Origin of the sequence: Bombella favorum (genome assembly GCF_014048475.1) — a bacterium.
Lineage (GTDB): Bacteria > Pseudomonadota > Alphaproteobacteria > Acetobacterales > Acetobacteraceae > Bombella > Bombella favorum.
Genome location: NZ_NWUS01000001.1, coordinates 776,588 through 790,101, shown reverse-complemented (window position 1 = coordinate 790,101; position 13,514 = coordinate 776,588). Strand labels below are relative to the sequence as shown.

Below are 13,514 nucleotides of genomic sequence, written 5' to 3'. Positions count from 1 at the left end.
TTATCCTCTGGGAAGAGCAGGAAGGAGCAGGGGCGTTATTCATTCATAGCGTAACGTGACGACAAGCACATCCCGATAGGCGGGGTGTGCCGGGTCTTCCGGCTCGACAGCCGTCACGCCGTGATAAACCCGGTGATCATCCACAATGGCTGTATCCAGCGGGTCCGTTAGAGTGAAGGAGCCTAAAACAGTCTGCTGATCCAACGCATGGATGCTGGTGACGCCCTCACGGATATTACAGCGGTTGACCATGAAGACGAACACCCAGTCTACACCATCTCGATGCATCCCTTCTGGCGTGGGGAGAGCGTCTGCATCGTTGGCAGCCTCGATACGGAACTGATGCACTTCCACATGCCACGATGCTGGCTGTGGTCGTTCCGGAGAGAGGTGATCTGCCATGCTGGAAGAGGCCTGAAGAATGGCTGTAAGGGCAGGATGCTGCCCGATCTCATCCGTGATTGGGCTGAACCAGCGTTCCACACCGCCATTGAGCACATTATAATCTCGGCTCTGGTAATGGGGCTGGTGTTCTTTGCGTGTTAGATTGTCGCCAGTGATGGAGAAGGTGGCGTAACGGCGTCGGCGATAACGTCCACCATCGGCCATGTAGAGGTCCACGCCTAGATCGTTCCAGCTTTCCGCAAAACCCTGCCAGTCCTTTAGGCCATAGGGCTCCAGCCACGTTTCAGCCTGCTGTGCAGGGAGAAAGGTAAAACCGTCTTTCGTGATCTGCTGTTCGGTAGAGGCAGTGGGTATTGTGCGGGATGGAGTCATGGTGGGCGGCTCCCTGTGGCCGTAATGAAAACAGAATGGAACTGGCACCTGTCCGGCATTACGGATCATGATGGCACATTTATATAGTATAGGGGGTCTCTGGGCCGCTGTCTTGCGCTCTATGCGCCCTTTAAGAAAAACCCCTTCGCACGGTGTGTGGAAGGGGTTTTCGCAGCAGAACTAGAAGAGGGGCTTACTTGCTCTTGTTCTCGATTGGCGTTTCTTTGCCGTTCAGGTCCGGATTATTGGGCCGGAAGCGTTCGCCAAGAGCGGCGCAGATGGTACGGAAAATACCGCTAATGCCCATCTGGTGCTGGCGGAACAGCCCTTCATGAATAAAGCGGGCCAGTTGAGCCCCGAGGCCGTGGCCACCAAAGCCTTTTTTGGAAGGCCACATGCCCCATGCATTGTAGCGACCCAGAGCCACAACGGCGCCACGGTCGTTATAAACGAAGGGAACGGGCTGTTTGCCTGCCAGCTGACGGGGAATAGCGACACGGCCAACATAGCGGCCTTCCTGCCGGGCTGCCTGAGCCGTAGGAGCAGTCGGGTTGACCTCCATACGGGCACAGTCCCCAATCGCATAGATGGACGGGTCCTTCGTGGTCTGGAGCGTATCGGTGACCATAATCTGCCCGCTGCGGCTAAGCTCAAGATTTTTGAGGAGAGACGTCGCAGCGCAGGCCTTCACACCGGCAGCCCAGATGGGGAAGTCGGACTCAATACGGCGGCCATCCTTGAGGGCAATATAACCACAGCCAACTTCGCTAACCATGCCGTTCGTGATGACATCAAAACCCAGCTTCTCCAGCTCGGCTTGTGCCTCAGCCGATACCTGCTCCGGGAAAGGCGGGAGGAGGCGGGGCTGGGCTTCAATCAGCGTGGGCTTTAGCAGTCTTTTCCGTGCGGACGGGCCAAGGCCGGGTGTGCTGTCGATAGCCTGACAGAGCTCAGCCGCCAGCTGCACGCCCGTGGCACCACCGCCAACAATGCTGAGATTGACCGGCTTGTTTGTCAGCTGTGCCCGTTCGATGAGGGAGCGGAAACGGTCGTGAATGACGTTCGCATCAGCCAGAGTGTTGAGGAAGAGACAGTTCTCTTTTGCGCCCGGCGTACCAAAGTCGTTGGCACAGGCCCCCAGAGCCACGATCAGCAGGTCATAGTCCAGTACCTGCCCGTTTTCCAGGTTCAGTGTCTTGGTTGTGCTGTCGATGGTATCCAGCGTGCTCTGGATGAAGGAGAAGCCAAAACGTTTGGCAAGCTCGTTGAAGGCGAAGAGATTCCCCTTCTGACCGATCGTGCCAGAGGCGAGCTCATGCAGAACGGGCTTCCAGATATGGACGGCGTTCTGATCGATCAGGGTAATCCTGACCTTAGAATTGTGGCTGAGCTGGGTTGCGGCTTCCAGCCCGCCAACACCCCCCCCTAGAATGACGACATGCTTTTTTGCGGACATGAAACCGTTCCTCGTTTTTCCGACGTGATTTTCGTGACAGGCGTAAGCAGGACGCATAACTATTCGTGCTCTAGCCGTCCGTACCAGTATATACAAGCCCTGTCATGGTAATCGACATGGTTTTCTGAGTGTATCAGTCCCATATTTCAAGGGGAGCTGCTGTCTGCCGGTGGTAGGGCAGGCCCTGTTCGTATAACAGGCCGATACCCTACCATATCTGGGGGTGGGAAGACCCGGATTTAGCTCCGGTAAGAGCCGTTGATGTCGATGTAACCGTGGGTGAGATCACAGGTCCAGACGCTCGAACATCCCGAACCAAGGCCTATATCTGCCGTGATTGTGATCTCCTGCTGGCGCATGTAGTCGTCCAGCGCATGGACGTCATGCTCTTTTACGCTGCCCTTACTGGCCACCCAATGATCCCCGATGGCGATGGAGAGGCGGTCCCTGTCAGCAGGCTCGCCGCTTTTGCCAACGGCCATGACGATGCGGCCCCAATTTGCATCTTCTCCAGCAATGGCGGTCTTCACCAGCGGAGAGTTGGCAATGGCCATGGCAATCCGCCGGGCGGATTGCTCGCTTTGTGCGCCTTGCACATCGACACGGATCAGCTTGCTGGCCCCTTCGCCATCACGGACAACCAGCAGGGCTAGCTCATGGAGCAGGTCCTTCAGGGCTGCACGGAACTCGGCTAGTGCTGAATCCTCATGACTGCTGATCGCCTCATGCTCTGCCTGCCCGGTGGCAAAAAGCATCAGCATGTCCGACGTGGAGGTGTCTGAATCCACCGTGATGGAGTTGAAGCTCGGTCCCACGCCCTCTTCTAGCAGGGCCTGGAGAACCGGCTGAGGCAGAGTTGCATCCGTAGCGACATAGGCCAGCATAGTGGCCATGTCCGGGGCGACCATGCCAGACCCCTTGGCGATTCCCTGAATGCAGACCGGCGTGTCGCCTATCGTCACTTCACGGCGGGCAGCTTTGGGGAAGGTGTCGGTCGTCATGATGGCGCGGGCAGCGTCTTCCCAGCCGTCATCATGCAAGGCCTCGATGGCTGCGGGCAGAGCCGAGAGGATCTTTTTGTAAGGAAGTGTCTCGCCGATTACGCCAGTAGAGGCGAGGAAGACATCCTCAACGGGGCAATCCAGCAGGTGTGCCACTTCACCAGCGCAGGCCACCACGGCTTCTTCCCCGGCGCGACCGGTGAAGACATTCGCATTGCCGGAATTTACCAGCAGCGCCCGTGCATGAGGCGTGTTAGCAAGGGCACGACGGCACCAGGGGATGGGAGCCCCCGGGCAGAGGTTGCGGGTATAGACACCTGCTGCCGTTGTGCCGGGGGCGAACTCGACCAGCATAAGGTCGGTCCGCCCGCTATAGCGGATATTGGCTTCCACACCACTAAGCCGCACCCCGGCGATGGAGGTCAGCTTAGGCAGTGAGAGCGCCAGCGGGGAGCGGGGGTATGGTTTCGCCATGGCTTAGTGTGTTGCCTGTGCCGGAGCAGCAGCCGGTGCCGGTGCGCTGGTTATGGGCTGGCCCTTGGCATCATAATGCACGATTCGAGCCTGCTTTTCGGCAGCTTCCACAACCTTCCGGACTTCCTGGCGGATCAGGTCGCGGCGGATCTGGTCACGGACCTGCTCAAAGCTAGGTACCGGGGCTGTCCGTGTGCCCAGAACCTGAATCACATGCCAGCCATACTGGGTATGAACCGGCTTCTGGGTGATAGTGCCGGACTTCATGGAGAAAGCAGCATTGGAGAAATCAGGGATCATGTCCCCGCGTTTGAACCAGCCGAGGTCACCGCCGTTTGTCCCACCGGAAGCTTTGTCCGTGGAGAGGCGGCCGGCCAGTTTGGCGAAATCAGCACCCTTGTTCAGCTGACGGATGATGCCCTGTGCCTTGGCTTCGCTATCCACGAGGATATGGCGGGCATGGACTTCTTCCTCAGGCTTCTTGGAGGCATAATGCTCCTGATAATAAGCCTTCAGGGCGTCGTCTGTCAGTTTCGGAGCAACCTGCTCTTCCAGATAAGCGTTCTGGAGCACGTTGTTGGCAGCAGCCTCCATAGCGGCCTTGACGGCAGGCTTGTTTGCCAGACCAGCCTTGTCAGCCTGAAGCTGGATGGCCTTCTGGTCGATGAGCTGATTGATCAGCAAAGGAATGATGACGGCAGGCTGAAGCTGGCGGGCTTCCGGCGGCAGCGTAGCAGCAGCACGCTGAACATCGCCCAGAGTGATCTTTTGATCATTCACGGTAGCCAGCAGCATGTTGGGGTCTGCTGCGGGCTTGGCCTGCGGCTGTGCAGCGGCGGCCGGCTTGGCATCAGCAGCCAAGGCCTGTGCCGTCAGCGAGGCAGAAGAGGAGACGCCCCCGATGAGGGCCGTGCACAGGAGGAGAGAGCGGGAAAGCCGCATGTAAGACCTCGTCATTTCAATCTGTTAGAACTCAGCCTTTTCACCATGACAAAGCCTGCTTGCCCTAGCAAGAGCCTTACGGGCAGAAACGTGAAGTATTTCCTATATTTTATGTCATCATGAGCGTGAGGTGGCATTGCTGGTTCTTAGCGAGGAAAAAAGTGGGGAATAGTGCTGCGTCCAGAAGGAGGACAGGGGCTTTCCCATTGACCATGATGGCGAGGCCCCTTATGTCGGACATAATATGAAAAGCGTTGTGACCATCCGTAGCAGGCGTTTCCCGGCTTCCCGTGGGAAGAAGGGGCGTACGCAGTCGCTGATGGCAAAATTTTCAGGGTAACTCATGCTTTCACGCCTTGCTCGCGCCCTCTTTGGCCACTCCAACGACCGTTCGCTCAAGAAGTATCAGCGGCGTGTGCCAGAGATCAATGCTCTGGAGCCGCAGGTGCAGGCTCTCACGGATGATGAACTGAAGGGTAAGACGGTGGAGTTCCGTCAGCGTCTGGCTGAAGGTGCCTCTCTGGATGACCTGTTAACCGAGGCTTTCGCTGTTTGTCGTGAGGCCTCCCGCCGTGTGCTGGGTATGCGCCATTTCGATGTGCAGCTCATCGGGGGCATGGTCCTGCATGATGGGCGCATTGCCGAGATGCGGACTGGTGAGGGTAAAACCCTTGTTGGTACTTTGGCGGTTTATTTGAATGCGCTGTCCGGTAAGGGGGTGCATGTTGTTACGGTCAATGACTATCTGGCCAAACGTGATGCTGAGGAAATGTCCCGTCTGTATGGCTTCCTTGGCCTGACCACCGGTGTGATCGTCCCGAACCTGACGGACGATCAGCGTCGTGCGGCCTACGGGGCAGATATTACATACGGAACGAACAATGAGTTCGGCTTCGATTATCTGCGGGACAATATGAAATATTCGCTGGATGAAATGGTCCAGCGTGCTTTCAGCTTTGCCATTGTTGATGAGGTCGACAGCATCCTTATTGATGAGGCCCGCACGCCGCTCATCATCTCTGGTCCTGCGGATGATAGTTCCGATCTTTACCGTCACGTAGATGCTGTGATCGCCCGTCTGGTGAAGGAGCAGGACGTCTTTGAGAAGGACGAGAAACTGCGTACCGTCACGCTGACGGAAAAAGGGTCCGACCGTGTCGAGGAACTGCTGCAGGAGGCTGGTCTGCTGCATGAAGGCGGATTGTATGACCTTCATAATATCTCAGTCGTCCATCATGTTCAGCAGTCCCTGCGGGCGCGGACGCTCTTCACAAGGGATGTTGATTACATCGTCCGTGATGGCAAGGTGATGCTGATTGACGAGTTTACGGGCCGTATGATGGATGGACGCCGTTACTCCGATGGTCTGCATCAAGCGTTGGAAGCTAAGGAAGGGGTGGAAATTCAGCAGGAAAACCAGACGCTGGCTTCCATTACCTTCCAGAATTATTTCCGCCTCTACCCCAAGCTGGCCGGTATGACCGGTACAGCTATGACGGAGGCGGATGAATTCGCCGAGATTTACAATCTTCAGGTCGTAGAGATTCCGACAAATCTGCCTGTCCGCCGTAAGGATGCGGATGATGAGGTTTATCTCACGGCGGAAGAGAAATACGAAGCCGTCGCAGAGCTTGTCCGCAAGGTGCATGAAACGGGCCAGCCCATCCTTGTTGGTACAGCCTCTATTGAGCAAAGCGAGGTTCTGTCTCATTTGCTGCGGCAGAAGCACATTCCGCATAACGTGTTGAATGCCCGCCATCACGAGCGTGAGGCCAGCATCATTGCACAGGCTGGTGCACCGGGTGCCATCACGATCGCTACGAACATGGCGGGGCGTGGAACGGACATCAAGCTCGGCGGTAACGTTGAGATGCTGGTGGCAGAGAAAACCGCTGGTATTGAGGATGAAGCCGAGCGTGCCGCCGTTGCGGAGCAGGTCCGTGCGCAGGTGGCGGCTGACCACAAGAAGGTGCACGAGCTTGGTGGGCTGTATGTCATCGGGACAGAACGGCATGAAAGCCGTCGAGTGGACAATCAGTTGCGTGGGCGGTCTGGCCGTCAGGGTGACCCCGGCAATTCCCGCTTCTTCCTTTCCCTTCAGGATGATCTGATCCGTATTTTCGGGTCGGACCGCATGGGGGCGATGATGCAGAAGATGGGCCTCAAGCGGGGCGAGGCCATCGTGCATCCGTGGCTTAATCGGGCATTGGAAAAGGCGCAGAAAAAGGTCGAGGCCCGTAACTTCGACATGCGCAAGAACACGCTGAAATATGACGATGTCATGAATGCTCAGCGTAAGGAAGTCTACGCCCAGCGTCGTGAATATATGGCTTCTGCCGATGTATCCGGTGTAATTGCGGATATGCGGGGCAAGGTGATTGAAGAGCTTGTCCATGCTCATATCCCGCAGAATTCCTTTGTGGAAGCATGGGATATCGATGGTTTAGCATCGGAGCTTCATCGTATCCTTAATCTGGATATGCCGATTGCCGATTGGGCAAAAGAAGACGGCATGGATGAGGAGCATCTGATCGACCGCATCGAGGATACGGCAACGAAGGCCCATGCGGCACGTTCGGCTACTGTCGGCCCGGAGATGATGAGGCTGATTGAGAAGCATATCCTTCTGACTTCTTTTGATGGGGCATGGAAGGAGCATCTGCACGGGCTGGACCAGATGCGGCAGGGGATTGGCTTGCGGGCCTATGCCCAGCGTGACCCGCTGAACGAATATAAGCAGGAAGCCTTTCAGATGTTCACTTACATGTTGGAAGACTTGCGGATCCGTGTTGTGCAGTCCGTTAGCCATGTCCAGCCCGTCAGTGAAGCCCCGACCATGCCGACCATGCCCACAGGCATGATGGAGGAGGGTGCCTCCGAGGAGGAAGCTCTGGACACGGCAACGCTGGCCCGCTGGCTTAACGAGGTACCTCGTAATGCGCCGTGCCCTTGTGGGTCCGGACAGAAGTTCAAGCACTGCCACGGCAGAATGATTTAAGAAGGGAGCCGCCTTTTCTGGGCGGCCTTCTGGCGCACGTTGCTGGTGCATGGAATATAGGCGTTCAACGTTTTTTAGGAGAAGTAGGGTCCATGGCAGGACATTCACAGTTTAAGAACATCATGCACCGTAAAGGGGCGCAGGATGCCAAGCGTGCCAAGCAGTTTGCCAAAGTCATCCGTGAGATCACGGTGGCAACACGGTCCGGTATGCCAGACCCGGCCATGAACCCCCGCCTGCGTGCCGCCATTACGGCAGCTCGTGAAGTCAATATGCCCAAGGATACGGTCGAACGTGCCATCAAAAAGGCCAGCGGCGCCGGTGGTGGGGAAGATTATGTGGCTGTCCGTTACGAGGGCTATGGTCCGGCTGGCGTAGCCATCATCATTGAAGGCCTTACGGATAATCGCAACCGTACGGCTTCCGAAGTCCGGGCTGCATTTTCTAAGCATGGTGGCTCCATGGGGGAAACCAATTCTGTTTCCTTCGGTTTCGATCATATCGGTGTGATCGCTTACCCGCAGGATGCCGCCTCTGAAGATGACATGCTGGAAGCCGCCATCGAAGCTGGTGCTGATAACGTGGAAACTACAGAAGATGGGCACGAGATTACCACAGCGATGGAAGCCCTGATGAGCGTGCGTGATGCGCTGGAAGGTCGCTTCGGTGAGCCTCGTTCTGCCAAGCTGGATTGGCGTCCGCAGACGACTGTCACGCTGGATGAGGATCAGGCCCGTTCCGTTCTCAAGCTGATTGATGTGCTTGAGGAAAATGACGACGTGCAGGCTGTTTACGCCAACTTTGACATTCCGGATGAGGTAGCCGAGGCTCTGGCAGCTTGATCCGCCTTATGGGGATAGACCCCGGCCTGCGCTTTATGGGTTGGGGTATTGTAGATGTGGAGGGGAATCGTCTGCGCCATGTTGCCGATGGTGTTTTGGCAACTCAGAGCGGTGATGACGTTCCCCGCCGCCTTTGCGACTTGCATGAAGGGCTGATGAAGCTCATTCAGCACTATGGCCCCACGGAAGCTGCCGTTGAGGAGACCTATGTAAACCGCAACGGCTCTTCCACGCTCAAGTTGGGTTATGCCCGTGGTGTGGCCCTTGTTGTGCCGGCCCTTGCCGGGTTGAGCGTGCATGAGTATGGCGCCATGGCCGTAAAGCGTGCGGTCGTCGGCACAGGGGCAGCGACTAAGGAGCAGGTCAGCATGATGGTCCGTCGCCTTTTGCCGGGGGCGGAGGTTAAGCGGGCTGATGCCTCCGATGCGCTCGCCATTGCGATTTGCCATGCTCATCACCGGGCTAGTGCGCAGCATGTGGGTGCGGGAGTACGCATGGCATGATCGGACAATTGACGGGTCTTGTCTCCCATATTGAAGGGGATCACTGCCTCATTGATGTTAATGGGGTAGGCTATGTCGTGTCGGCATCAAGTCACACGCTCGGGCTGTTGCCTCGCCCGCCGGAAGTGGCCCGTGTGTTGGTGGAAACCATCGTGCGGGAAGATGCTATTCAGCTTTTTGGCTTTGCGGAGGCGGATGAACAGGCATGGTTCCGCCTTCTTACGACTGTTCAAGGGGTGGGTACCCGTGTGGCTTTGGCCATTCTGTCAGTTAGTCGCCCCAGTCTGCTTTGGAAGGCTGTCCATGCAGAGGATAAGACTGCCTTTACGCAGGCCGCTGGGGTTGGCCCCAAGCTAGCAGCACGTCTCTTAACGGAGCTTAAGGGCAAAGTGGCCAAAATGCCAGCTCCCGCCGGTATGAGCGGGACAAGCATGACCGCTGGAGGGGGAGAGGCGGCTATCAGCACCCGTCTGCATGGGAGTGCAGGGCTGGAGCAGGATGCTCTTATGGCCCTGGAAGGTCTGGGCTTCCGTCGTGCAGAAAGCTGGCCGATTGTCAGCCGACTTATCGGGGAGAATGACGGGGCAGGGCTGGATGTTATCATTCGTCTTGCCCTTAAGGAACTGGCCCGGTAGGCAGAGGGAAGAGGGGAAGAGCAGGGCCGATGAACCAGTTTGTACCAGAGACACCTTTTGGCCGTGCGCCGGAGACGGATGCCACACGCCAGCCCGAGGATGTGGCTGATACCACCCTGCGCCCGCAGACTCTGGCCGACTTTACAGGCCAGAAAGCCAGCCGGGAAAATCTCTCCATTTTTATTGAGGCAGCCCGTAAACGGGGTGATGCGCTGGACCATGTCCTGCTACATGGTCCGCCAGGATTGGGGAAGACAACCCTCGCCCAGATTGTTTCTCGTGAACTTGGTGTAGGCTTCCGGGCTACGTCAGGGCCGGTCATTCAGCGCGCTGGAGACCTTGCAGCCATTCTGACGAACCTTCAGCCTCGAGATGTGCTGTTCATTGATGAGATTCACCGTCTCCAGCCGGCGATTGAGGAAATCCTTTATCCTGCGATGGAAGATTTCCAACTGGACCTCGTGATTGGTGAGGGGCCGGCCGCTCGCTCAGTGCGGATTGATTTGGCTCCCTTTACGCTCGTAGCCGCTACGACACGTTCTGGTCTGCTGGCAACACCGTTGCGGGACCGGTTCGGCATTCCGCTGCGTTTGGTTTTCTATACGCCTGAGGAGTTGCGCCAGATTGTTAGCCGTGGCGCAGAGAAGCTAGGTATGGCGTTGACGGATGAAGGGGCAGAAGAAATTGCCCGTCGTTCCCGTGGGACACCCCGTATTGCTGGAAGGCTGCTGCGCCGTGTGAGGGACTTTGCCCTTGTGGCGAAGAAAGGGGTCGTTGACCGTACGCTGGCAGATGCAGCCCTCTCTCGACTGGAGGTAGATAGCCACGGGCTTGATGCGATGGATAGACGTTACCTCCGCCGCATTGCCGAGCATCACCGGGGTGGCCCCGTGGGGGTGGAAACATTGGCAGCGGCATTGGCGGAAGCCCGTGATACGTTGGAAGACGTAGTGGAACCCTATCTGATACAGGAAGGGTTGATCCTGCGGACCTCACGGGGGCGGATGCTGGGGGAACCCGGATGGCGTTATCTCGGCCTCAACCCACCTTCTGATAATCTGGCACCACGGTTCCTGTAAGGGCTGGTGCGGGCGGCCATTAGGGAGAACACGACATGGCGGCACATCACTGTCAGTTCCGTATTTATTATGAAGATACAGATGCGGGGGGTATCGTCTATCACGCCCGGTATCTGGGCTTTGCCGAACGTGCCAGAGCCGAGGCATTACGCAGCCTTGGGCTTAGCGTTGGGGAAATGGCGGAAGAGGATGGAATCGGCTTTGTCGTCCGGCAGTTGGGTATCCGTTATCACGCCCCCCTGCGGTTGGATGAGCTGATGGATGTGGAAACAGTTTTGCTACAGAGGGGCGGGGCCCGGCTGAAGCTGAGGCAGGTTATCACCAATCTCTCCCGGGGTGGGCAGAAGTCGGTCGTGATTGAGGTGGAGCTGGCCTGCCTGAGATTGGCTAGTATGGCTCCGTTGCGGCTGCCTGTTGCCTATCAGGAAAAATTGGCAGGGCTGGAGGTATCAGGCGGGGATTCCGCCTGACAAAAGATTTAAAGATAAAGATGTTTGCTCTTTCTGCGTCCTGTGCCATTGAAAAAAGTACTTCCTGCCGCAACATGGGCAGTAGTCCTTTACCCAACCGACCATAGAAAACAGGAGAAAGCGGAGTGGATCAGGCTGTGAATTCGAGTGCTCTGGGTGCTGCCGGGGCAGCGGGGCTTTCGCCCTTCCATCTGTTCCTGAATGCTTCTCTGGCTGTGCAGCTAGTCATGATCGGGCTGGTGCTGTGTAGCATTTTCGTATGGGCGGTCATTGTGGAGAAGGTGCTTCTCCTGCGGCGGGTCAATCGAGAGGCTACGACCTTTGAGGACCGCTTCTGGTCCGGTGGGTCGCTGGATGATCTGTATGACAGTGAAGGGGCACGCCCTGTTCATCCAATGGCTGCTGTCTTCGGGGCGGCGATGGGCGAATGGCGTCGTTCATCCCGCATTGCGGGGATTGATGTGATCCACGGTGGTACGTCTGAACGCATTGACCGGGCTATCAGCATTACAATCGGCAGAGAGACAGAGCGTCTGAGCCGCTATCTCGTGATGCTGGCTACCATCGGTCCGGTCGCCCCATTTGTCGGTCTGTTTGGAACGGTGTGGGGTATCATGCATGCTTTTAGCTCCATTGCTTCCATGCACAACACGAATCTTTCCGTTGTAGCACCGGGTATTTCCGAGGCACTTTTTGCAACAGCTATCGGTCTGCTAACAGCCATTCCGGCCTATGTGGCTTACAACCTCATCAGCCGCAGTGTGGATAATTTCGCTGAACGGCTGGAAGGCTTCGGGACCGAGTTTGCGGCTATCCTATCCCGCCAGTCTGAAGAACGTGGCAGCGGGAGGAACTGAGCATCATGGAGGCTTCATCACGCATTGGGCGGGGCAGAAGTAGGCGGAGCCGCCCGGAAGCAAACATCAACGTAACCCCGCTGGTAGATGTCATGCTGGTGCTGCTCATCATTTTCATGGTGACGGCACCGATGTTGACCAGTGGTGTAAATGTTGATCTGCCGCAGACAAGTGCCAAGCCTGTCAATTCTGATGACAAGCCCATTACAGTGTCCATCAAGAGCGATGGCAGCTTGTATCTGGGGGATGATCCCGTCAGTGCAGATGAGCTGGTAACTCATCTCAAGCAGTTGGCGAGCGATGATTCCGGTCGCCGTATTTTTGTGCGGGCCGATGCGCATATCGACTATGGCAAGGTGATGAGTACGATGGGGCAGATCACATCTGGTGGCTTTACCCATGTTGCCCTGTTGGCGCAGCAGCCACAGGGCGGCCAGTAAGGAGAGCCTGCGTGAGCTTCTCTGCATCATCACGATTTGATGAGATTCCACCGCCCTATCAGCGGCGGGAGCGGGGGCAGGGCAGCCTTGTGACGGGTGCTGTGCTGCTCTCCCTGCTGCTGCATGGGGGTGTGCTGGTTTTCCTACTTTGGCACCCGCAGCCGCCCCTGCCAGAACCACCGGCAGAGCAGACAGTCACTATGGTGTATGAGGCAACCGGGGGTGCCCGCCCGGCGGCTCGGTCTGCGCATAAGGCTGAAGTTCCGGCGCCACCTGCTCCGGTGGAGGCAAAGGCTCCCCCAGCACCGCAGCCGCCCAAGCCAAAGCCAGTTGAACCACCGCCACCGGCTCCGCCACCGCCTCGGCCTGTACAGGCAGCCCCAGAGCCGTCTCATGTGGCTGTGAAGACACCGGTCCAGCAGCGTGCTCCAGTGCGGGAAAAGGGTGAGGTGAGCGAGCAAGCAAAGCCGAAGCCGGAACCGGTGCATAAGCAAGCGCAGGTCAAGGCACCGGAGCATAAGGTGGAGAAGCCGCCTGCCAAGCCGCAGCTTTCCCATACCCAGCAGGAGCATGAGGCTAAAAAGACGCAGGAGGACAGCCGTTCCCTGTTGGCTACGTTGGATGAGTACCGGAGCCAGGAGAAGCAAGAGCGTCCGCCTAAGGCGTTGCCTAATCAGGCACAGGGCGGGTCTCCTCGTGGGGGTGGTCGTCCTGATGGTGATACGGGTGCTTTGACGAGTGGTGAGCAGAATGCCATCGGGTCATCCGTACAGCGTTGCTATCAGGAAGATACACTGGCTCGAAACTATCAGAATTTCTCTGCACGTATGATGGTCACGGTGGATGCAGCCGGCGAAGCTCGCATGGTCACATTTTTGCCGGAGACTCGTGCCCGTATGGCAGCGGACCCGACATATCGGGTCCAGGCCGAACGGGCCCGGGATGCCGTGCTGAGTCCTACCTGCTCCCGCCTGCCCGTGCCTAAGCGTATGCTGGGGCAGGTGAGGCAGTTCCGTTTTCTGTTCAAGCCCTGAGGCTGG

At 57.4% G+C, this 13,514-nt stretch carries 13 protein-coding genes; 9 read left to right on the top strand and 4 right to left on the bottom strand.

Translation table 11 applies throughout. The features are described 5' to 3' along the window. Positions 1-39 precede the first annotated feature (39 nt). The 4 genes from CPA57_RS03580 to CPA57_RS03565 form a co-directional block, all read right to left on the bottom strand. On the bottom strand, positions 40-777 hold the full coding sequence (locus tag CPA57_RS03580; protein ID WP_182081462.1) for a 2OG-Fe dioxygenase family protein: 738 nt from the start codon (positions 775-777) through the stop codon (positions 40-42). A gap of 193 nt (positions 778-970) precedes the next feature. Beyond that, positions 971-2,233, bottom strand: coding sequence for an NAD(P)/FAD-dependent oxidoreductase (locus tag CPA57_RS03575; RefSeq protein ID WP_182081461.1), 1,263 nt, complete (start codon positions 2,231-2,233; stop codon positions 971-973). 239 nt (positions 2,234-2,472) lie between these two features. Continuing rightward, complete coding sequence (gene argJ, locus CPA57_RS03570; protein WP_182081460.1) at positions 2,473-3,708, bottom strand: bifunctional glutamate N-acetyltransferase/amino-acid acetyltransferase ArgJ; 1,236 nt, start codon at positions 3,706-3,708, stop codon at positions 2,473-2,475. A 3-nt stretch (positions 3,709-3,711) separates the two neighbouring features. Next, positions 3,712-4,665 carry a peptidylprolyl isomerase gene (locus tag CPA57_RS03565; protein WP_229709211.1) on the bottom strand — a complete coding sequence of 318 codons (954 nt, stop codon included), beginning with the start codon at positions 4,663-4,665 and terminating at the stop codon, positions 3,712-3,714. A gap of 328 nt (positions 4,666-4,993) precedes the next feature. Between CPA57_RS03565 and secA the strand changes: the two genes are divergently transcribed. From secA to CPA57_RS03520, 9 genes are all read left to right on the top strand, one after another. Beyond that, entirely contained in the window at positions 4,994-7,648 is a 2,655-nt protein-coding gene (gene secA / locus CPA57_RS03560) for a preprotein translocase subunit SecA (RefSeq protein WP_182081459.1), read from the top strand. Positions 7,649-7,740: 92 nt separating this feature from the next. Next, positions 7,741-8,490 (top strand): YebC/PmpR family DNA-binding transcriptional regulator, encoded by a 750-nt coding sequence (locus CPA57_RS03555; protein ID WP_077396517.1) that lies wholly within the window; start codon positions 7,741-7,743, stop codon positions 8,488-8,490. Next, positions 8,487-8,993, top strand: a complete 507-nt coding sequence (gene ruvC / locus CPA57_RS03550; RefSeq protein WP_077396518.1) for a crossover junction endodeoxyribonuclease RuvC — start codon at positions 8,487-8,489, stop codon at positions 8,991-8,993. The genes CPA57_RS03555 and ruvC overlap by 4 nt, the downstream gene beginning before the upstream one ends. Beyond that, entirely contained in the window at positions 8,990-9,628 is a 639-nt protein-coding gene (gene ruvA, locus CPA57_RS03545; RefSeq protein WP_182081458.1) for a Holliday junction branch migration protein RuvA, read from the top strand. The genes ruvC and ruvA overlap by 4 nt, the downstream gene beginning before the upstream one ends. A gap of 29 nt (positions 9,629-9,657) precedes the next feature. Beyond that, complete coding sequence (gene ruvB, locus CPA57_RS03540; RefSeq protein ID WP_182081457.1) at positions 9,658-10,707, top strand: Holliday junction branch migration DNA helicase RuvB; 1,050 nt, start codon at positions 9,658-9,660, stop codon at positions 10,705-10,707. Positions 10,708-10,742: 35 nt separating this feature from the next. Then, positions 10,743-11,177 (top strand): YbgC/FadM family acyl-CoA thioesterase, encoded by a 435-nt coding sequence (locus CPA57_RS03535; RefSeq protein ID WP_182081456.1) that lies wholly within the window; start codon positions 10,743-10,745, stop codon positions 11,175-11,177. Positions 11,178-11,302: 125 nt separating this feature from the next. Further along, complete coding sequence (tolQ, locus tag CPA57_RS03530; protein ID WP_182081455.1) at positions 11,303-12,034, top strand: protein TolQ; 732 nt, start codon at positions 11,303-11,305, stop codon at positions 12,032-12,034. 5 nt (positions 12,035-12,039) lie between these two features. Continuing rightward, positions 12,040-12,474, top strand: coding sequence for a protein TolR (gene tolR, locus CPA57_RS03525; RefSeq protein WP_182081454.1), 435 nt, complete (start codon positions 12,040-12,042; stop codon positions 12,472-12,474). 11 nt (positions 12,475-12,485) lie between these two features. Then, positions 12,486-13,508 (top strand): energy transducer TonB, encoded by a 1,023-nt coding sequence (locus CPA57_RS03520; protein WP_326831337.1) that lies wholly within the window; start codon positions 12,486-12,488, stop codon positions 13,506-13,508. The last annotated feature ends 6 nt before the right edge of the window (positions 13,509-13,514 follow it).

Bases quoted from the DNA above. Each gene is read 5' to 3' on its own strand.
- CPA57_RS03580 (WP_182081462.1), bottom strand. From the start codon at position 777: ATGACTCCATCCCGCACAATACCCACTGCCTCTACCGAACAGCAGATC.
- CPA57_RS03575 (WP_182081461.1), bottom strand. From the start codon at position 2,233: ATGTCCGCAAAAAAGCATGTCGTCATTCTAGGGGGGGGTGTTGGCGGG.
- argJ (WP_182081460.1), bottom strand. From the start codon at position 3,708: ATGGCGAAACCATACCCCCGCTCCCCGCTGGCGCTCTCACTGCCTAAG.
- CPA57_RS03565 (WP_229709211.1), bottom strand. From the start codon at position 4,665: ATGACGAGGTCTTACATGCGGCTTTCCCGCTCTCTCCTCCTGTGCACG.
- secA (WP_182081459.1), top strand. From the start codon at position 4,994: ATGCTTTCACGCCTTGCTCGCGCCCTCTTTGGCCACTCCAACGACCGT.
- CPA57_RS03555 (WP_077396517.1), top strand. From the start codon at position 7,741: ATGGCAGGACATTCACAGTTTAAGAACATCATGCACCGTAAAGGGGCG.
- ruvA (WP_182081458.1), top strand. From the start codon at position 8,990: ATGATCGGACAATTGACGGGTCTTGTCTCCCATATTGAAGGGGATCAC.
- ruvB (WP_182081457.1), top strand. From the start codon at position 9,658: ATGAACCAGTTTGTACCAGAGACACCTTTTGGCCGTGCGCCGGAGACG.
- CPA57_RS03535 (WP_182081456.1), top strand. From the start codon at position 10,743: ATGGCGGCACATCACTGTCAGTTCCGTATTTATTATGAAGATACAGAT.
- tolR (WP_182081454.1), top strand. From the start codon at position 12,040: ATGGAGGCTTCATCACGCATTGGGCGGGGCAGAAGTAGGCGGAGCCGC.